Source organism: Acinetobacter sp., from assembly GCF_036666595.1.
In the GTDB taxonomy this organism is placed as follows: Bacteria; Pseudomonadota; Gammaproteobacteria; order Pseudomonadales; family Moraxellaceae; genus Acinetobacter.
In genome coordinates this window covers 15,936-36,731 of sequence record NZ_JAVWVO010000011.1, presented here as the reverse complement: position 1 = coordinate 36,731, position 20,796 = coordinate 15,936, and the positions used below count along the sequence as shown (strand labels likewise).

Below are 20,796 nucleotides of genomic sequence, written 5' to 3'. Positions count from 1 at the left end.
AAAATAGACAATATGTATTGTCATTTTAACTGGTGAGAGAATGAGCGCATTGGCAAAAGTGATCCAAGAATGACTTGGGAGTCACTTCCGACATAAAACCTAAACATAAAAAAGCCTGAGAGACTCAGGCTTTTAATACAGCAGAAAGCGTCTATTTAAACACGCGCCACACCGCCAGTAAGCTGGTGAGTACAATTAAAATCACTGAAATAAACCAAGGCGAGATAATCGCAATCGACAGCAAAATGGCCATGAGACTGCCAAAAATCCAACTGCGCTTTTGCTGATGTTCCATTTGCAGGCGCATGCTTTGTAGTTCATTGAGCTGTTTAGCATGCCAAGCTGATTGGTTTTTGAGACCATTTAAGCTATCGACCAACAGCGTCGGGAAGTCTTGTGCCCCTAAAAGTAAGTCTGGAATTTTTTGTCCCAGCTCTTTTAGGTTCTTCTGTGGATTCATTTGCGCTTTGATCCAATCGGTCAGGATTGGCTTTGCCAAACTCCAAATGTCCAGCTCTGGGTAAAGGTCTGTACCTAAACCCTCAACATGCACGAGGGTTTTAAGCAGCAGCATCAGCTGTGGTGGAATTTCCAAATGGAAGCGTCGTGCAATATCCATCACTTGAATCAAAATGCCCGCGAAGTCCAATTCATGCATAGGTTTGGACACCATTGGCCCGACCGTGCGACGCATTTCACGTGCTAGTGCATCTTGGTCTGTGCCCGGTGGAATCCAACCAGCTTGATGCACGATTTGAATCAGTTGCATAAAGTCGCTGTTCATGACCGCAAGCAGCATACGTGCCACGGTCATTTGGTCATGCTTCGACAACTCACCCATAATGGCACAGTCCAGCGCAATATAGCGGGGTTGGCTTGGGTTTAGGGTTTCAACGAAGACATTGCCCGGATGCATGTCGGCATGGAAAAAGTTGTCACGGAAGACTTGGGTAAAGAAAATGGTTAAGCCTTTTTCCGCCAGATCTTTACGATCCATTCCCAGCTTTTCGAAGGTTTCAATGTCTGAAATGGGAACGCCGGTAATGCGTTCGGCCACCATCACGTCTTTGCTATCCATATAGACTTCAGGCACATACATCATGCTTGAGCCTGTAAAGTAATGACGCATACGACGGGTATTGTCGGCTTCTAAGGTCAAATCCAGTTCATTTAAAATGACTTGACGATAGTCCTGAATAATTTCAGATAAGTGCAATGCACGCGCGGCTTCTAGGCGTTTTTCTAGAAAATCACCTAGCCATTCTAAAATTTCAAAGTCTTGTAAAATTTGACTACGAATAGCGGGACGGGTGACTTTCACCACCACTTCGCGACCATCATGTAAAGCGGCCGTATGTACTTGAGCAATCGAGGCTGCTGCCAAGGGTTGTTCGTCGAAGCGAGCAAACAGCGTGTTTACATCGGCTTTCAGTGAGTCTTGAATGCGCATTTTCGCCACATCAGAACCAAACGGTTTGACACGGTCTTGGAGTAAAACCAGTTGCTGTAGTACTTCAGGTGGAATTAGGTCTCGACGAGTAGACAGCAACTGTCCCATTTTAATCGCTAGTGGTCCCATTTCCTCTAAAGCTTGTTTGAGCTTCAGTGGATTTTTTCGTTCACGACTGGACCATGCCGCAGGGTGCATACGAATTACACCCAGCGCATGGCGTGCTTTTTCAGGCAATTCTTCCGCAGGAAACAACGTGTCGAGTCTATAGTGCGCGGCAATGCGCCAAAGTTCGAGTAAACGTGAAACGTGCGGAATCATATATGCAAATACCTAGTTTTGAGTTGAGTCTTGAGTGTCAATCTGTGCTTGAAGTTGTTGAATTTTGGCTTCGGCACGATCTAAGTTTTGATTAAAAATGCGGGTATCTTGATGTAGATCATCCATTTGCCAACGTGGGGCAAATAGACCACTGTCTTCTTTTAAGGCATCTTCAGCAAAAAACAAATGACTTTGTAAGGTCTGTTTGATGTGCTTCGGTGCCAGTTGGATTTTGGCCAATTCATGTGCCAAACTTGGGCCAATCCACGGGCTTAGATGCGCAGCCAAATCAGGCTCAGCTTGTTGCATAATCCGTTGAATATCTTGCAGAAGGTGATAGTCACCTTGCAGCGGGATATTGCCGACATCATCCGCCAGTAAAAGCTTGAGCAGCTCAACCACATTGGCCACTGTTAAAGTTGCGGTTGCTGGGGTGTGAGACTGAGCTTGATCAAACGGGCGTTGTTCAAAAATGGACGCTGTTTCACTATGCCCCGTAACGGTAGGTTCTAAGCGCACTTTAGCTTGGTCAAAGAACACATCTACAGACAGTTGCGGGGACGCGATCACCACACGTAACATCTTGCCTTGTAGTTCATTGAGCTGGATGCGAGTGATCGCATCCAAATTAATCACATGATGAATTAATCGTTCAACTGCACCGAGTGCCAGAATCGACCACATAATTTGCCCTTAAACGTTTAATTTTAAAGTTTAAAACCACGGTGTACAGCAACGATACCACCTGTCAGGTTGTGATAGTCACAGTTTTGGAAGCCTGCATTTTCCATCATGCCTTTCAACGTGCGTTGGTCTGGGTGCATACGAATGGACTCGGCTAAATATTTGTAGCTTTCTGAGTCATTGGCAATAATTTTGCCCATGATTGGTAAGGCAGTGAACGAGTATAGGTCGTACAGTTTTGAAAAAGGCTCAAACACAGGTTTAGAGAACTCTAATACCAGTAGGCGACCACCTGGCTTAAGCACGCGGTACATCGCTGCAAGTGCTGCATCTTTATCGGTCACATTACGTAGACCAAACGAGATCGTGAGTAGGTCGAAGCTGTTGTCTTCAAATGGCTCTAGGGTTTCAGCATTGGCTAATACGAAGTCAACATTGGTACAGCCTGCATCAATCAGTCGGTCACGACCAACATTCAACATCGATTCATTAATGTCTGAAAGTACCACATGACCAGTAGGGCCAACTTCGCGGCTAAACACTTTAGCCAAGTCGCCTGTCCCACCAGCAATATCTAGCACGCGTTGACCACGACGAACCCCTGACATATTGATTGCAAAGCGTTTCCATAGACGGTGAATACCAAAAGACATCAAGTCATTCATAATGTCGTATTTGCTGGCAACCGAGTGGAAAACCTCCGCCACTTTTTGGGCTTTGTCATCACTGCTGACTGTTTGGTAACCAAAGTGTGTAGTACTGCCGACATTACCTGTGTTAGCACCACGAGGAAGATTGTATTTGGGTACAGAACCCGTCACAGGGGTATCAGTCAACTGTTGTTGTAATGATTTTTGCTGACCTTGCGCCGTGCCTTGGGGTAATGGTTCAGTTAAAAATGGACTCACTTTGTCTGTGTTTTGTGCCGACTCTTGAGTAGCGGTAGGCGTTTGATTTTCATTCGACATGGGAGTCACTCCTAACATAGCAATAGGGTAAATGTTGCAGTGCATGCATGATGACAGATTCTAGGACGTTGTACAGTAACCATCATGCAATTGTGCTGAATAATATACAGAAAAACAGCAGAGCAAAGCTGCTGTTGGCTTATTTTTATCAAGTCATTCGTTGAAATTTACTGAAAAGGATACAAATGCCCCGCATGGACTTTGTCAATAATTTGACGTTCCACCGCAGTAAAGTCTTTCACAAATTTCTCTGCCGACTTTAGCGGTTTCATGGCTAAAAAGCCATCCTGCATAAATTCATACATGACATTGAAGTTATATTTGTTAGCCGTTCCTTTACACATCTTAAAAGCGGTATAGACCATAAAAGAGCGCATGTATTTATCGAGGTTCTTACCCAATTGATCGAGTAAATATAGCTGTTTCAAACGTTCTTCGCCTTGCTCTAGTTTTAAGTAGGCTTGACGCATCAAATCATCGGTTAAGGCTTCATAGGGATGGTGATCTTTCAGCAATTGCATCGCCACTTGTTCATCCAGTCGCACCGCCAAAATCGCTAACTCAACCCCAGAGGTACCCGTTTTAATAGCATTTTCGGGAATTAATTTCTCCGCTTTATGCGCATATTTGTTCAAGCGCGCAATTTGTCCTGCCAAAGCGTCAAAATCTGGGCCACCATATAAACGGTTGATAAAATACTCGGCCATCAAGAGGTTCTGTTTTTCTGCGAAAGCACGGTTATGCGTGCGTTGCATCCGTTGCTTTTGCCAGACTTGGACATCTTGTAAACGTTGGAAGAGCACCGAATCTTGATGATAATGCAATTGGTAATACTGTTCTAAAAGCTCATCGAGGGCGGCGAGTTTGGACATTTGCTGTCTCAGTTCTATTTAAAGATAGCTAAATCTTAGTGCGTGATGACGGAACTCGCTATGACAAAGTGACAAAAAAACTATTTATTTGTGGTCAGTTTGATGTAGAAGTAGTCAAAAGATACATATGAAAATCATCTAGATCATCATTTTTTAGGATCTAGTGATCTGATTAAATAGAAAAAAGGAGGGGGTAATGGATACAGAAACGATCGCCAGTACAGTGCTGAACGAAGAACAGCTTTCACTGGACTTAATTGAAGCGCAATATGCGTTGATGAATACCCGTGATCAGAGCAATGCAAAAAGTTTAGTGATTTTGGTCAGTGGAATTGAACTTGCGGGTAAAGGTGAAGCGGTGAAACAGCTGCGCGAATGGGTCGATCCGCGTTTTTTATATGTCAAAGCCGATCCACCTCATTTGTTTAATCTAAAAGAACCGTTTTGGCAGCCCTATACTCGATTTGTACCTGCCGAAGGGCAAATTATGGTGTGGTTTGGTAACTGGTATGGGGACTTGTTGGCTACAGCTATGCATGCTTCAAAGCCTCTAGACGATACGTTGTTTGATGAATACATCAGCAATATGCGGGCTTTTGAGCAGGACTTAAAAAATAACAATGTAGATGTCTTAAAAGTCTGGTTCGATTTGTCGTGGAAGTCTTTGCAAAAGCGTCTGGATGATATGGACCCGAGCGAAGTGCATTGGCATAAATTGCATGGGCTAGACTGGCGCAATAAAAAACAATACGACACTTTGCAAAAACTACGTACGCGTTTCACCGACGACTGGCAAATCATTGATGGGGAAGATGAAGATTTACGTAATCATAATTTTGCACAAGCGATTTTAACGGCGCTGCGTCACTGTCCAGAGCATGAAAAAAAGGCCGCGCTAAAGTGGCAGCAGGCGCCGGTACCAGATATTCTGACTCAGTTTGCAGATCCTCAAGCTGAGGATGCAAACTATAAAGCAGAGTTAAAAAAACTCACCAAACAAGTGGCCGATGCCATCCGCTGTGATGACCGTAAAGTGGTGATTGCTTTTGAAGGTATGGATGCCGCAGGTAAAGGTGGTGCGATTAAGCGCATTGTGAAAAAGCTCGACCCGCGAGAATATGAAATTCATACCATTGCCGCACCTGAAAAGTATGAGTTACGCCGTCCTTATCAGTGGCGCTTTTGGAGCAAGTTGCAGTCAGATGACATCACTATTTTTGATCGGACGTGGTATGGACGCGTTTTGGTAGAACGGGTAGAAGGCTTCGCAACTGAGGTGGAGTGGCAACGTGCTTATGCGGAAATCAATCGTTTTGAAAAAAACCTCAGCAATAGCCAAACCGTGCTGATTAAGTTTTGGCTGGCGATAGATAAAGATGAACAAGCGGCGCGTTTTAAAGCTCGCGAAAGTACTCCGCATAAACGCTTTAAAATTACCGAAGAAGATTGGCGCAATCGCGACAAATGGGATGACTATTTAAAGGCAGCCGCGGATATGTTTGCACATACCGATACGGGTTATGCGCCTTGGTATATTATTTCCACCAATGATAAACAACAGGCCCGAATTGAAGTCTTAAGGGCAATTTTAAAACAGCTCAAAGCGGATCGCGACACGGATTAAAAAGCATAAAAAACGGTCATTTGACCTAATGTCAGTTAGTTAAGTCGTTTCGTATTAACCTTTTTAACTTTTAACCTGAGTTCGACAAAAAATACGATACACGGAAATGTCATCTGCAACCTGCATGGTGTAAGTAAAATAATGTTTCTGCGATTTATTTTAATAAATCCAAAAAGAGAACAGGTTTTGCAGATGAAAATGGTTTGCCTACTTTTCCCGAAAGAAAAGTAGGCGAGCCGCTGGCGAATGATGAAATTGGATAAGGGCCTGATAAGACTCCGCCAAGATAATTATTTTTCAATAAGTTTGAGGAATATTTAAGTCGATTTCAGGTTAAATTTTTAGCTCTTTATTGCGGAGTCTTACCGCTTTAAGTCTAATTTTTGGAGTTAGTTTGGTTCTTTTGTTTTTAGCCAAAAGAACCAAAAACATTTGTCATTTGCAAAACCTGTTCAATTTCTGTGTGTAAAACAACTTTTATTGCAAAAACAGTCCATTTTAAAGGCTGAGCAGGTTGCGAATGACGTTGTCGCGTATCGACGAGAATTTAGAGTTTAAAAAGACATGCCAGTCGGCTTTTCATTGACTGGCATTAAGGTCATTTGACCGTTTTTTATAGAGGCGGATTTAGTTCTTTAACTCAAAGGAATTTGAGTCACTGGCGCTGCAACAGGAACACCCTGTTCAGCGGCTTGTTTTAGTTGAATGCCTTTGGCGAGCTTATACGACTCTTCCACATGGGTTTCCGCAATTTTTTTCATCACGACATAACCCAAGCTGGCCGCAATCATTTGTCCACCTAAGGGAATGAATTTGGTGACTTGTTTGGTGATGTATTTAGCTGCCATGTTATTGAGGGATTTCTTCACGGCTGTACGTGCCACCACCAGTCCAGAGAACTCAACGCCACGTTTACGCAGTTCTGACCAATGTATTTGCTTGGTTTCTGGGTCGTAGACACTGACTTGCTCAGGGGTTAAACCAAAGCGGGCGTTAATTTCGGGAATCAACTGCGACAATATGCCCACATCAATCACCACATCCAAGAAAGGGACTGGAATAACCGCGGCACCTGCGGAAAAATAGGCGCGCTTTTTGACTAAGTCCAAACATTCTTCGCGGATTTGTTCTAAATTTAAAGAGGGATCAATTTTTTCTGGAATATGCTCTAATTTCATCTTCTAAACCCTAAAATATCCTGATTCACATTGATTCTAGTTTTGCTTAAAGTGCGTATTTTAAAGCAAATTTTAAATAGAAATATGTCATCAAAGTGACATAGACAGAACCAGAAGTATAGTCAATAATCTGTGTGCTTTTGTAGATTTTTCATAAGACGGTCATTTGAGGGGAAACATGGCAATACACGTAATACAAAGTCAGCGTATTGATGTTCTGTTGCAAGCCATGCAAAAAACCGTCTTTAAACCGGCCAAAAATGCCTTTCAAGTGCTGCAAGCCCAGCACTTTATTGTACCTTCACCTGCGGTTGAGGCGTGGCTAACGCAAAAGTTGGCAGAACAGCAGGGCATCAGTGCCAACACGCAGTTTCATCATCGTATACGTGGTTTTCAATGGTCGGCTTATCAGTGGGTTTTGGTCGACCAAAAAGATGAAGTCCGTAAAGCCAATATTCCGCGATTGATTATTAAATGGCGTGTCTTTCAAGCCTTAAAAGAATTTATACAAGCCGAGCTGAATCCTTTAGAGGTTGCTCATCCGCTTTTTCCGATTATTCAGCGGATCTATGCCAGTGCCGACCGTTTGCAACAGGGTATTGATAAACAGCTGAAAAAACAAAGCATGTTGTATTGGGTCGCGGAGCAGGTTTCACGGCTGTTTAGTTTTTATATGGATTATCGTGGGCATTGCACCAAAGGCTGTCCACCGCAAAATTGCCGTTGCCAGACCAATTGGTTGCAAGCATGGGGCAAAAACCAGCCGCTCGATTTGGAGCAGATGTTCTTTAAAACCCATCAAGAACTCAGCGCTTTTCAACTCAATCAAGCGCATGAATTGGAAGCGTGGCAGCGTTGGCTCTGGCAAGTGGTATTCCATGCCGACTTTGAACAAATTCAGCGTATTGATATTGCATTTTGGGACTTGCTCGATCAAGCCGAGACCCGAGATGCTGCACTGAAAAAATTGCCTGCGCAGTTGGTGGTGTTTACGGTTTTAGATTTACCGCCAAAACAATTGGAGTTTTTGCATCGATTGGGGCAGTACCTCGATATCTTTATTTTTCACTATAACCCATCACAAGAATACTGGGCGGACAGTGTCGATCCTAACTGGAAAGCGCGTTATGACGCACGAGTGAAGCAGCGTTTTATTGAAAAAAATCCAAATGCCAATGATGCCAAGATTCAGCAGTTTTTTGATGAGTTTACCCTCAATTTTAATGCAGAAACCCGAGAGTCTCGCCATCCTTTACTGACCCGATTGGGTAAACAAGCGCGCGACCATTTCTCTTTACTTTCCAGCCTTTCTTCAGGTGAAGATGGGGTGTGGGCCGACGTCTTTGTTGATGAATATCCAGAAACTTTACTTGGTAAAATTCAGTCTGATGTCCTGTATTTGGTGGAGCCTACGCAGCATCAGTATGCCTTGGCTGAACAAGATGATTCGATACAGATTCATGTTTGTCATTCCAGCCTCAGACAGCTTGAAGTCCTTAAAGATCAGCTGACACATTGGTTGGCTCAGGGCACAGCTGATGCACCGCGACGTCCAAGCGATATTTTAGTGTTGACGCCCAGTTTGACTGAGCTAGAGCCTTTTATTCGCAGTGTTTTTGCGCCTCCTCCACATGAGCGTGAGGCTTTGCAAAAGGGCCATCAACTGAGTAAAGACAGTATTTATTTACCGATTAAGCTGGCAGGTGTGACTCAACTCGATGCCTTAAATGCATGGCGTGCTGTATTGGGACGGATGGTCTTGGTGCGGGGGCGTTTCAGTATTGAGGACTTTGCCGATTGGCTCAGTTTAAATGCAACGCAGCAACGTTATGGCTTAGACATGAATATGATTGAGCGGATGACGGAGTTGTTGATCAACGCGGGCTTTAAACGTGGATTGGATGCTGAACATTTAAAACGCAGTTTGGCCGAAGGGGATGAAGACTATCGTTATAGTCTGAAGTTTGCTTTAGATCGTTTGGCGTTAGGCGTCGCTGTACCAGAGCATGTGCTGTGTCATGAGACTTTAAGCTATGCCCAAGTACAGTCGAGTGATTTTGAGCTGATTGGTATTTTGATTGAAATTTATCAAGATTTTAAACACCGTTCCGAGTGGATGATCGCGCATGAAACTGGACAACGGACGACTGCTGAAACTTGGCTGAATCGTTTGATGGAGGATATTCGCGAGTTTGAAGCTGCGGGTGTCGAGTCTTTGGCCGCAGTGTATAAGATGGTCAAAAAACAAGAACGTATGCTGACCTTGGCGAGTTTCTATGATGAACACGACCATCATGCACTGCGCAGTTTAAGTTTACCTTTGCCTTATGTATTAGAAGAAATCCAAAAGACTTTAGAAGCGCAATTGGACTATGCAGAACCCACAGGGCAGATCACATTTAGTCAAATTGGTCAGATTCGACCTGTGCCGTATAAGTTGATCGTGATGTTGGGCTTGGACAGTGGCAAGTTTCCCAACCGTAGTGCGCATTTGCCTTTTGACCTAATGGATTTACTGAAGCCACAACTGGGGGATCGTTCCCGTTTGGAAGATGATCAAGGAGCTTTTCTAGATGCGTTGTTGTTGGCACAAGAGAACTTATGGTTATTTTATAATGGCTTTGATATCAACGATGGTGAAGTCCGTGATCCGTCTACAGTGTTGCAAGAATTGATTCAGCATTTGGACTTTATTGTTCAACCTGACACACAAAGCAAGAGTGCCAACGCAACGGTTGATCAGCATGGCGTGACTGTCCCTGCACAGTTGGCATCGCTGTATCATGTCCATCCTTTATTGCCTTTTGATCCACGTGGTTTTGAGTCTGAGCACAGTATCCGTTTTCAAGATCAATGGTTTCAGGTCGCGAAACAACTACAACATGCATCAGGGCAACGGAGCAGTTGGGTTAACACGCCTTATCCAAAATTAGAGCAAGACATTCAAGTTATTGACAGTCAGCAGTGGATTCAAGACATCACTTTCCCTGCACGGTTGTATCTCAAGACTTTAGGCGTGGAAAATTTAAAACCAGAAGAGATTCCTGCAACGCAAGAACCGTTACTGCTCGATGGTTTAGGACGTTATGCCATCCGTCATTTTTTACAACAACATGAGGCAAAAGCGGATGCCAATCTTTTGATGGATCAACTGCCGATTGGTAAAGTGCAAGATGGGGTCTGGCAAATGAGCGTGCTTGAACAGCAGCGCTTGCTGACCCGTTTACAACGCTATGCGCCTGAGGCCACAGCCACGACCCAACAAGTCTGGAAGGTGAATGAACATTTACAGATCAATGTCACCCTAGCCAAATACAGTGCTGAAAAATGGGTCAATGTAGAAGCATCCAGTGCCAGAGCAAAGCGCCGTGCCAAAGTTTGGTTAGAGTATTTACTGTGGTTGGCTTATGTCAATTTGGGTGAGGGCGGAGCGCAGTATCAACGCATAGTGGTGTTTAGTGACCGAACCATTTTATGCACTGGTGTGAGTTCAAATCAGGCGCGTGAATGGCTCAAACCTTGGTTGAAAGCATGGGAGTATGCACAAACCCAGCCCTTAGTTTTACCTGCGGCCTTGTTGTTAAAAATTGCAGAAAAAGATAAAACCCATGAATGGCAATTGAATGATCAGGAACAGAGTGTGATTGCGGACATGGACGCCATTTATAAAGTGTGGGAAGAAGATGGTCGCTTTAGTGGTTTTTCAATGACTGAAAACGAAGCCAATAAAGCACACCGCGACTGGCAGTTTATTTTACAAGAGCAGGATGCCAAAGCATTACTTGTCCATGCCTGTGAGCAGTTTTCTTATGATTTATATCATCCGATCTTTTTGCATCAGCAAAGCCTTGAGGACTAAGTCATGACAGCACAGTCTCAGGTCACCACATCAAACATGTCTTATCAACCCATTGCCGATATGAGCTTTCAGGGCTTGCATTGGATTGAAGCTTCAGCAGGCACAGGCAAGACTTTTACTTTATCCAGTTTGATGGTGCGTATTTTTCTCGGGGCCTATTTGCCGAATCAGGTCATTGCAACCACCTTCACCCGTGCTGCCGCTGCGGAGCTGAAAAGTCGCGTTCGGGCACGCTTGATTGAAACTTTACGTTATTTTGAAGGTTGTCAGAGTCTGACCGGGCGAGAAATACAGGCCAAAATAACTGTTGAACAAGATCCGCTTTTTACCAAGGTGCTCACAGACTATGCACAGCGGGTCGGTTTTGCCCAAGAGCGTTTGAAGTTGGTGATTGATCAGTTAGATGAGTTATTTGTCGGGACATTGGACAGTTTTAGTCAAAAGTTATTGCGTGAGTTTTCTTTTGAAAGTGGCAAGATTGAGCGTGCGGATATTACCGATGATGCGCAGAGTTATACTCAGCAGCTCATTCATGATGTGTTACGCGAGTGGATTCAGGCACAGCCGCAGCCTGTGGTGAATTATTTACTGTTAAAACAAAAATTAAAAACCGAACAAGCTTATGTGCCAATTGTTGAAAATAGTTTGAACTTTGCATCGGCACAGTTTCAACAGGTGGAAAAACCTGTGCTTGATTTGACGCAATTTGAGCAGGCCATTGATCAATTTACCGCGTTGGATGTGGCGCAGATTGAAAGCTTGAAAGACTATTATGCCCCCGAAGGGCAATATCATGCAGTGTTGGGGAAAAAATGGCGTACCGATGCCTTGATGCAACGCATCCTATGTCAGGACTTACCTGCTTTTTTGACTGCACTGAAAGAGCAGCGGGCTTATGCCTTATTCGCACCACATTTTGAAAAAACCTTAAAGCACCTGACTGACCTCGCAACGAAAAAAGTCTTAAACAAATGTGCTGTAGATGTGTTGGAACAGTTTGAACAGCATCCTGTGTGGCGGCAGGTCCGCAGTTTCTTAGAGGCGTTGGCAGAGCTAGAGCTCAATTTGGACTTGTTGGATGCATATTTGAAATATCACTTAAGCTCCGAGGTGAAAAAGCGATTACCACAAGTCTTGCAGCAAAAGAGTGAAACGACCTTTGCCCAACAAATCCGGACCTTGTCAGAAGCCTTACAGGGCGAACAAGGCAGGCGCTTTGCTCAGTTTGTACAGGCGCGCTATCCGCTCATTTTAGTGGATGAGTTTCAAGATACCAACCAAGACCAAGATGATATGTTAGCGCGGATTTGGCGTGATGCACAGCGTTATCATCAAGGCTGTATGATTATGGTCGGTGACCCGAAACAAGCCATTTATGGCTTTCGAGGTGGTGACATGCTGACGTATAACAAAGCGCGTTTAGATGTTTTGGCAAAGCAAGGTCGGCAGTATAGTTTGAAATATAACCATCGCTCTGTGCAAAAGTTGGTACAGGTGGTGGATGCTTTATTTCAACGCCAACAGGACTTTGGTGAGCAGGTCTATTATCAGCCTGTAGAAGCAGGGACTCGTCCCCATCCCGCTTTGGTCGATGCACAGGGCGAAAACCATGTACCGCTGCGTTGGCTGTTACTTGAAGACAAGAAAAATGAAGCTCAACAAGTGGCATGGAAAATCCGTGATTTAATCAACCAAGGCATTCAACAGCAACTCTATGTGGCAGATGATCCGCCACAGTTTATTGGGGCAAATGATATCGCGGTGTTGTCGAAAAACCATGATGGCTTGGACAAAGTCCAGTTTGAACTAGAGCGTTTGGGAATTTTGGTCAACCGTCCGTCTAAACGCAGTGTGTTTGAAAGTCAGGTCGCGAAAGATGTTGGTGCGCTATTGACTGCAATGATGCATCCTTTTGATGAAGCCAAAGTTCGCCGTGCGCTTTTGAGCCGGCTATTGGCGATTGATTTAAAACAGTTACTGGAACTGGAAAAGCAAGCCAACGGTCTGAGCCAGTTTATGGCGGATTTTGATGACATCCGCGACATGTGGATTAATAAAGGGTTTTTAAGTGCATGGCAGTACGCTTTAAACCTCTTTAAAGTGTGGAAAAACTTGGTGGCTTACCAAAGCCGAGACAACGAACGGACTGTGGTCAATCTACGGCATTTGACTGAGTTGCTGAGCCAACATAGTGAACAGTTTCAAGGCGCGCAGAAACTGTATCATTGGTATCTCAAACAGCTACATTTGCCTGCGGAACGTGAGTGGGAGTTAGAACGAAAACTCTCCAATGCCATAGGCGTACAGCTGATGACCATTCATCAGTCCAAAGGTCTAGAGTTTAAAATTGTGTTCTTGCTGGGTGCCGACAAAGACTTTAAGGAAATGAATAAAACCTTAAACTTTTCAACTCTGGAACAGATCAATCCGACGACAGGGCAGAGCGAGTTGCAGCGCATCGTGGCAGTAAATGATGCAAATCTGTTAGACCCAGCCGCGATTGATCAACACAATGAGCGAGCCGAAGCAGAGCAGCATCGCTTATGGTACGTCGCACTGACCCGTGCGAGCCACCGCGTGTATGCCTTACTGCAAGATCAGGAATATAAATCAAATACGGCATTGGCATTTTGGCGTGGCCAAGCCGGTAATCTGTTTGAACATCCTGCCAGTGGTGATGAGGGGCTGCTGACTGAAAAGCCGATCCGTTTACAGCCAGCGGAGCAGCAAGAGATCATTCAGTTACAAGCTTTGGCTTTTCCTGAACAGCGTTTTTATCCACGTTCCAAAACCAGTTTTAGCGCGTTGGTACAGCATTTGAGTCGCAAAGAGGCAATGGATGCCTTAGCGGTTTTGAGCGAGAAAGTGGGCAGTGCGGATGACGAGATCAATCATCCCGTACTTGAGGATGTGGAACTGAGTCAGCCTTTGGCTTGGATTAAACGGCAGTTTCCAATGGGGACGACTGCCGGAACCTTCCTGCACGAAATTTTCGAGCACATTGATTTTCAGGACTCACGTGACTGGGGGCTGGAAATTCATCGTCGTTTTAAAAATGATAGCCCCTTACTGTGGCAAGAGTTATTGGGTAAATATCAACACGAGTTTGGACAGGATGATGAAACTCAATTGGTGCTGTGGATGCAAGCGTGGTTAGCAGATGTGCTAGAAACACCTTTGCATGACAGCTTTCAGTTGAAGAAACTTAAAGCCGATGAACACTTGGCTGAGTTTCCTTTTTATTTGTCATTGTCCGATCATGTGCTAGCGATTAAACGCATACAGGCATTATTTCAAGAATACGGCATTGATCTGCTCGACTTAAATGAAGCCAATTCTGCTCGTTATCTGACTGGTTCGATTGACTTGGTTTATTTTGATGGTCAGCGTTATCACATTGCCGATTATAAAAGTAACTTCTTAGGGGCGGATCAGCAGAGTTACAATGATGATGCAATCCAATTGAATATGTCGCATGCCAGTTATTGGTTGCAGGCGGGCTTATATTTGGTGGCATTGCATCGTTATTTAACAGTGAATTTGCTGGACTATGACATTGAAGAACATCTTGGACAGGCGAGTTATCTCTATTTGAGAGGGATGAATGGACAGCCCAATCAAGGGGTTTTAAGTTGGCATGCCAGCCCAGAATTTATTTTAAGACTAGATGCCATCTTGGGTTATTTTGCTGAGGATACTTCTACTGAAAATCATGTAGGCAAAACTTCTGAATTAAGTGAAATTAGTCACTCATAAACAAAGAATTAAGCTGTGGATAACTTTGAGGATAACCGTGTGGAAAATGTTCATAAAGCCAGTATTGATCAGGCTGCCGTGGTAGACACATGGTTAATGCGTTGGAGTCAGTTTATTCAGCAGTCACCGTTGAGTAAAACAGGGCTCACCGAAGCGCGAAGTGAAGTGATTCAACAGGTTCTTGAAGCCATGCTACGTGGTGAGAGTTGTATCTCAGTTGCATCTGAAGCTGTGACTGCCTTAGATGATTTGGTGATGGATGAACAGCAGGCACAGCAACAAAAAGCGCCGTTTGTCTATGATCAGCAACAATTATATCTGTATCGTTATTGGGCTTTAGAGCAGTCCTTAGCCCAGCAAGTGGCGCGGTTAAAACTGCAAGACTTAACGCAAGTGGATATTTCAGCTTATGCTCATTTACTTGAAGATCCACACCAAAAACAGGCTTTGGCGATGGTGGCTGAGCAGGCGCTCTCGATCATTACAGGTGGTCCGGGCACAGGGAAAACCTATACCTTGGCGCGTATTATTGCGGTGCTCAAGCAAAGTCTGCCTGATATTCGTATTGCGATGGCTGCACCGACAGGTAAGGCGGCGCAGCGGATGAAAGAAGCCCTTCAGAACTCTTTTCAGGATGAAAAGTTACAAGACTTAGTTAGTCCAGATTTGAAAAACTTAAATCCTGTGACGCTACATCGACTTTTGGGTTTAGGGAATACGCAGCAACCGCGTTTTCATAGCAGACAACCTTTACCTTATGATGTAATTGTCGTTGATGAAGCATCCATGCTGGATTTAAATTTGGCGCAGATGCTCTTTTCTGCCATGCCAAACCAAGCTCGTTTGATTTTATTGGGAGATGCCGATCAGTTGGCTTCGGTCGATGTCGGTTCTGTGCTCGCCGATCTACAACAGGTTCCAGCTTTGGCTGAAAATAGAGTCAATTTGGTCAATAGTCGTCGTTTCAAATCAGATGCACGGATTGGAAAGTTGGCACAATTTATTCAACAACAAGCGTGTTTTGACTTAATGACGTATCCTGCTGAAAAACAGACTGTATTGCACAATTTTCAACAGCAAGTGGTAAATGCCACGGCGTTGAAGGTGGTTGAGTTGGATCAGGTCAAGGTCGATTATCTACAACTCGAGTTGTTGCCTGAGCAGGCTTTATCTGCAGAGCAGTTACAACATTATTATGATCTGTTGATGCTTGGCTTTCAGGACTATGTCGAGGCTTTAAAGCAATATCAGCAAAATCCTAATGAGTCTCTCGTACCCAAAGTGATTCAATATTTTGATGATTACCGTATTTTAGCCGCCATTCGTCATGGCCATTTCGGCCTAAAACAGCTCAATATGCAAATCGAGCAGCGCCTATTGGAACAGTTAAAACAAATCAAGCAGGGTGAGTGGTACTTGGGTCGTCCTGTGATGATGACTTATAACGACTATCAGTTGGGCTTGTCAAATGGCGATATTGGCCTGTGTTTACAGCGCGTTCAACAAGGCAAGTTGCAGTTTGAGGTGTATTTCCCTAGTCTGGATAAATGGGTAGCCGCGACACGATTACCGAAAAATATTGAAACGGCTTTTGCGCTGACTATTCACAAATCCCAAGGCTCTGAGTTCACCCATACCGCGGTGGTATTAGATCGGCAGGCTGAAAAATTACTCAGTAAAGAGTTGATTTATACCGCAATTACGCGGGCGAAAAAAGTGGTCAGTTTACTGGTCGATGCCGATGCATTTGTACATGCTATGGTGACTCGAACCACCCGTGAAAGCGGTCTATCAAGAAAAATTAATCAACAAATTCAATTGTGAAGATTTAATAAACAAATAGGGGTTTTGTACGAAATGGCTTACATGGATTCAGGAGATTTGCGCATAGAGCTTTGCTGAGGATTTTGAGAAGATGGCTTCACATAAAGAGCTCAACACGGAATGTTGAGTATAATCGCAAAAAGATAATAATAACGTCAGTAGACAGCGAACTTACAGTGAAGTAGGTGAAAGAGGAAACTTACAGCCGCTAAGCCTTGTAGTTTTGGGAGAGACTACAAGGCTTTTTTATATTTGGTGAATTGGCATAATATGACAAAAAATAGCCAATCACTTATCTGAACACAAATACATTAATATATGAAAGGTCGAATAGCTATTGGTACACTATAATGCAGTTTGTAGTTTTTCATTAATTAAGTATCTGTTTTGTATTGATTTAAGTATTGTTTGTTACGTTTTAGAGTGTGCTTTAGGTTCAATTGTGGAGAAATTGAGAGTTTAATGTAAGCAATCGCTTACATAGAGACGAGCAAAATGCGACTTTTCTCTTTAGCTCTGTGTGGCAAAATGTGTCACATAAGGACGTAAATAATTAAACATGGAATGTTTAATACAAGACGCGGAAAAGCGCATTATTATAATGATAACCAAAACAACAAGAACAAAAATAAAAGAACACTACAGCGCAAAAAAGCCCAAGTTTACTTGGGCTTTTTTTTATGCTCAGACTAAATCTGTTTCGCTTCGATCCGTTGCAAATAAGGAGCGACGTTGGTGCTTTAAGATTTTGGGACAATGCTTTGAGATTTGATAAAGTGTTTTCGCTAAAGCTGGTAAGTGAGTCCCGACGACTGACTTTCCTGTGGTTAACAGCGATACACTAATATCACGTTCTGGATCGGCCCAGCAGAGAATATTGGAAAATCCGAGATGTCCAAAGGCTTGCCCAGTCATGGGTCCAAATAACCCAATAGGATTGCTACCTAACATTGGGCCTAAAGCATAACGCATCGGGACTAATAATGTCCGATCTAAACTGACTCCTGACGTGGCTAATGTCGAACGAAATACTGTTTGGGCACTCATGATTTGTTTGCCTTGGTATTCGCCACCACTCAAGAGCATTTCAAAGAAACGACCAGCTTGTTCGGCACTGGTATAAATGTTGCCTGCTGGGCAAATCGTGTCCATAAAGCGTGCATCATTGGTCACATCGACGGCCAATTGTAAACCACCACCCAGTACCCGATTAAGATAATGGTCTGTGCCTAAACGTGGATGTAGACCTGTGGCATAGTTTAAAGCGACATCCGCTCGATACTCAGGTTTTAGGCCATAGTTAAAGTAATTTAAGCCCATGGGTTTTTCGATATTTTCGGCAAGAAACTCGCGAGCCGTTTGACCCGTTACCCGCTCAATAATTTCCCCTAAAATATAACCGGACGTCACGGCATGATACGCCAGATGTGTGCCCGAAGCTGAAACGGGTTGTGCCGCATAAAGACGTTCTAAAATTTGATCTTGATTAAACAACAGTTCAGGCGTGACTTTACTATCAATGCGCGGAATGCCCCCACGATGAGCGAGCAAATGGAAAATGGTGGCACGACGTTTACCGTTTACGCCATATTCGGGAATATAGTGGCTAATCGGATCGAGTAAATTCAGATCACCGCGTTCATCCAACATATGAATCAGCATGGCTGTAACTATTTTAGAGGCGGAAAATAAGCAAACTGGGGTATCGGGTGTGCCAATTTTCGCATCTGCCACTAAACCATCGGGTGAGTTGCCTTGCGCATAACCAATACTGCGATTTAACAATATTTGTCCCTGACGACGTAAACAGAGGCTAATGAAAGGGTAGTTTCCTGTTTTATATAGGGACTCTACACTGGCCCAGATGCTTTGAATTTGTGCGTCATTCATGCCACCCAGGGTAGCGGAGACTTCATTCTTAGAACGCATCACGTGGTTGAGGTCATGGGGGACATAACAGGTATTGGCAGATAAAATTTTCACAAATTTCTCTCTATTTTTCGTTTTTATTGGATTTGAGTCTGATACTGAAAATCAGAATTGTCATTATTGTGCATGATTTGTGCAAAGCCGTCAGTTGCCGAATTGACTGCGAACATAAAACATTTTTGCAATATAGCGCTAGATCCCTTAAAATAATGCCTTGCTGTAGTGATGCACGGCAGTCAACTTGGTTTTGAAGAATCAATTTGATTTGTATCAAATGTAACTTATAAGCATCTCGGAGAAATCGAATGGCTTTAACAAACGCAGATCGCGCAGAGATCATTGCTAAATTTGCTCGCGCTGAAAACGACACTGGTTCACCAGAAGTTCAAGTAGCTCTTTTAACTGCTCAAATCAATGATTTACAAGGTCACTTCAAAGAGCACAAACACGACCACCATAGCCGTCGCGGTCTTATCCGTATGGTTAACCAACGTCGTAAGCTTCTTGATTACCTTAAAGGTAAAGACGCTACTCGTTACAGCGACTTGATTGCTGCTTTAGGTTTACGTCGTTAATTCGATTAAACTTTTATTTTCGGACTATCGCATTTTGAATGCTTTATTACTGAAAAAGAAAGTCTACCTTGCTTCTGTGAGGTAATGGGGAAGGGGCGAATGTTTCGCTCCTTCTTTGTGTCTTAAAATCATATTTTTAGTCTCTGGTGAGGTCGGCTTCTAAGCTTTGTCATTTATACAGTTGCCTGAAATGGCGATGTGAATGCCAAACCTTAGGGGTCTCCACTAGAATAAAAATCAGGAAAGAAAAATACATGTCTATGTTTAATATTATTCGTAAAGAATTCCAATATGGTCAACACACAGTTGTTTTAGAAACAGGTCGTGTTGCTCGTCAAGCAAACACTGTTGTGATCACTATGGGTGGCGTAACCGTACTGGTTGCTATTGTTGCTCAACCAAAAGCGAAAGCAGGTCAAGACTTCTTCCCGTTGACTGTTAACTATCAAGAAAAACAATATGCTGCAGGTCGTATCCCCGGTGGTTATGGCAAGCGTGAAGGTCGTCAGACTGAATCTGAAACGTTAATTTCTCGCTTAATTGACCGTCCAATTCGTCCATTGTTCCCAGAAGGTTTCTATAACGAAATCCAAGTGACAGCAACAGTTGTTTCTTCGGACAAAACGATGGATGCGGATATTGCTGCAATGTTGGGTGCTTCAGCTGCGATGTCGATTGCAGGTGTTCCATTCCGTGGTCCAATCGCAGGTGCACGCGTTGGTTTAATCAACGGTGAATACATCCTTAACCCAAACAACGAACAGTTGAAAGAAAGTGATCTTGACCTTGTTGTTGCAGGTACAGAATCAGCTGTGTTGATGGTTGAATCTGAAGCGAAAGAACTTTCAGAAGACCAAATGTTGGGTGCTGTGCTTTTCGGTCATGACGAAATGCAAATCGCAATTCAAGCGATTAAAGAATTTGCTGCTGCTGCGGGTGCGGTTGAATCGACTTGGGTTGCTCCAGTTAAAAACGAAGAACTTCTTGGCAAATTGAAAGAAGCTTTCGAAGCGAAAATCTCTGAAGCGTATACAATTGCTGTTAAGCAAGACCGTTACGCAGCATTAGATGCACTTCACGTAGAAGCTGTTGCTCAGTTCGTTCCTGAAAATGATGAAACTGGCATTGCTGCTGAAGTTGACGAATTATTCGAAGACCTTAAATACCGTACGGTACGTGACAACATCTTGTCTGGTAAGCCACGTATTGATGGTCGTGACACAAAAACTGTTCGTGCCATTGATGTTCAAGTGGGCGTATTAGGCCGTGCACACGGTTCTGCATTGTTCACACGTGGTGAAACTCAGGCGTTGGTAACTACCACTTTAGGTAATACCCGTGATGCGTTGATGGTTGATACCCTAGCTGGTACTAAAACTGACAACTTCATGTTGCACTACAACTTCCCTGCGTACTCTGTCGGTGAAACTGGTCGTGAATCTGGTCCTAAGCGTCGTGAAATCGGTCATGGTCGTTTGGCACGTCGTGGTGTTCAAGCGGTTCTTCCAGCAGCTGACCGCTTCCCGTACGTGATTCGTATCGTATCGGATATTACTGAATCAAACGGTTCATCTTCAATGGCTTCTGTATGTGGTGCTTCATTATCACTTATGGATGCAGGTGTTCCACTGAAAGCGCCAGTTGCAGGTATTGCAATGGGTCTAGTGAAAGAAGGCGAGCGTTTCGCAGTTCTTTCTGACATCTTAGGTGACGAAGATCACTTAGGCGACATGGACTTTAAAGTAGCGGGTTCTGC

General features: G+C 43.8%; 12 protein-coding genes. 6 read left to right on the top strand and 6 right to left on the bottom strand.

Features of this window, described 5'->3' with window-relative positions; translation table 11 throughout:
• Window positions 1-151 precede the first annotated feature (151 nt).
• From RR876_RS13450 to RR876_RS13435, 4 genes are all read right to left on the bottom strand, one after another.
• Window positions 152-1,771: an AarF/UbiB family protein gene (locus RR876_RS13450; RefSeq protein ID WP_004692684.1), complete on the bottom strand. Its 1,620-nt coding sequence runs from the start codon at window positions 1,769-1,771 to the stop codon at window positions 152-154.
• Between the two features lie 12 nt (window positions 1,772-1,783).
• Entirely contained in the window at window positions 1,784-2,455 is a 672-nt protein-coding gene (locus tag RR876_RS13445; protein ID WP_332478281.1) for a hypothetical protein, read from the bottom strand.
• A gap of 23 nt (window positions 2,456-2,478) precedes the next feature.
• Window positions 2,479-3,423 carry a bifunctional demethylmenaquinone methyltransferase/2-methoxy-6-polyprenyl-1,4-benzoquinol methylase UbiE gene (gene ubiE, locus RR876_RS13440; RefSeq protein WP_151835679.1) on the bottom strand — a complete coding sequence of 315 codons (945 nt, stop codon included), beginning with the start codon at window positions 3,421-3,423 and terminating at the stop codon, window positions 2,479-2,481.
• Between the two features lie 167 nt (window positions 3,424-3,590).
• A complete protein-coding gene (locus RR876_RS13435) occupies window positions 3,591-4,295 on the bottom strand; it encodes a hypothetical protein (protein ID WP_332478282.1) in 705 nt (234 codons plus the stop codon).
• 196 nt (window positions 4,296-4,491) lie between these two features.
• Here RR876_RS13435 and RR876_RS13430 point away from each other — a divergent pair, with 196 nt between their 5' ends.
• On the top strand, window positions 4,492-5,919 hold the full coding sequence (locus RR876_RS13430) for a phosphate--AMP phosphotransferase (protein WP_332478283.1): 1,428 nt from the start codon (window positions 4,492-4,494) through the stop codon (window positions 5,917-5,919).
• A 635-nt stretch (window positions 5,920-6,554) separates the two neighbouring features.
• On the opposite strand, the gene RR876_RS13425 is transcribed toward RR876_RS13430, so the two are convergent.
• The gene (locus RR876_RS13425) at window positions 6,555-7,097 is read right to left on the bottom strand and encodes a hypothetical protein (protein WP_004692676.1); all 543 of its coding nucleotides are present in this window, start codon (window positions 7,095-7,097) and stop codon (window positions 6,555-6,557) included.
• A gap of 178 nt (window positions 7,098-7,275) precedes the next feature.
• On the opposite strand from RR876_RS13425, the gene RR876_RS13420 reads away from it, so the two are divergent.
• The 3 genes from RR876_RS13420 to recD all read left to right on the top strand — a co-directional run bounded on the left by RR876_RS13420 (window position 7,276) and on the right by recD (window position 16,536).
• The gene (locus tag RR876_RS13420; protein WP_332637088.1) at window positions 7,276-10,956 is read left to right on the top strand and encodes an exodeoxyribonuclease V subunit gamma; all 3,681 of its coding nucleotides are present in this window, start codon (window positions 7,276-7,278) and stop codon (window positions 10,954-10,956) included.
• 3 nt (window positions 10,957-10,959) lie between these two features.
• Complete coding sequence (locus tag RR876_RS13415) at window positions 10,960-14,712, top strand: UvrD-helicase domain-containing protein (RefSeq protein WP_332481921.1); 3,753 nt, start codon at window positions 10,960-10,962, stop codon at window positions 14,710-14,712.
• Window positions 14,713-14,808: 96 nt separating this feature from the next.
• Window positions 14,809-16,536, top strand: a complete 1,728-nt coding sequence (recD, locus tag RR876_RS13410) for an exodeoxyribonuclease V subunit alpha (RefSeq protein WP_332478294.1) — start codon at window positions 14,809-14,811, stop codon at window positions 16,534-16,536.
• 684 nt (window positions 16,537-17,220) lie between these two features.
• On the opposite strand, the gene RR876_RS13405 is transcribed toward recD, so the two are convergent.
• Window positions 17,221-18,519 carry a serine hydrolase domain-containing protein gene (locus tag RR876_RS13405; protein WP_332478286.1) on the bottom strand — a complete coding sequence of 433 codons (1,299 nt, stop codon included), beginning with the start codon at window positions 18,517-18,519 and terminating at the stop codon, window positions 17,221-17,223.
• A 251-nt stretch (window positions 18,520-18,770) separates the two neighbouring features.
• Here RR876_RS13405 and rpsO point away from each other — a divergent pair, with 251 nt between their 5' ends.
• Together rpsO and pnp are read left to right on the top strand one after the other, a co-directional pair.
• The gene (gene rpsO / locus RR876_RS13400; protein ID WP_004692669.1) at window positions 18,771-19,040 is read left to right on the top strand and encodes a 30S ribosomal protein S15; all 270 of its coding nucleotides are present in this window, start codon (window positions 18,771-18,773) and stop codon (window positions 19,038-19,040) included.
• A gap of 260 nt (window positions 19,041-19,300) precedes the next feature.
• Window positions 19,301-20,796: polyribonucleotide nucleotidyltransferase (gene pnp / locus RR876_RS13395; protein ID WP_332637093.1), on the top strand; the 1,496-nt coding region annotated here is incomplete at its 3' end.

Coding starts and splice junctions, on each gene's coding strand:
- rpsO (WP_004692669.1), top strand. CDS start 18,771: ATGGCTTTAACAAACGCAGATCGCGCAGAGATCATTGCTAAATTTGCT.
- RR876_RS13450 (WP_004692684.1), bottom strand. CDS start 1,771: ATGATTCCGCACGTTTCACGTTTACTCGAACTTTGGCGCATTGCCGCG.
- RR876_RS13445 (WP_332478281.1), bottom strand. CDS start 2,455: ATGTGGTCGATTCTGGCACTCGGTGCAGTTGAACGATTAATTCATCAT.
- RR876_RS13435 (WP_332478282.1), bottom strand. CDS start 4,295: ATGTCCAAACTCGCCGCCCTCGATGAGCTTTTAGAACAGTATTACCAA.
- RR876_RS13420 (WP_332637088.1), top strand. CDS start 7,276: ATGGCAATACACGTAATACAAAGTCAGCGTATTGATGTTCTGTTGCAA.
- recD (WP_332478294.1), top strand. CDS start 14,809: ATGCGTTGGAGTCAGTTTATTCAGCAGTCACCGTTGAGTAAAACAGGG.
- RR876_RS13430 (WP_332478283.1), top strand. CDS start 4,492: ATGGATACAGAAACGATCGCCAGTACAGTGCTGAACGAAGAACAGCTT.
- RR876_RS13415 (WP_332481921.1), top strand. CDS start 10,960: ATGACAGCACAGTCTCAGGTCACCACATCAAACATGTCTTATCAACCC.
- ubiE (WP_151835679.1), bottom strand. CDS start 3,423: ATGTCGAATGAAAATCAAACGCCTACCGCTACTCAAGAGTCGGCACAA.
- RR876_RS13425 (WP_004692676.1), bottom strand. CDS start 7,097: ATGAAATTAGAGCATATTCCAGAAAAAATTGATCCCTCTTTAAATTTA.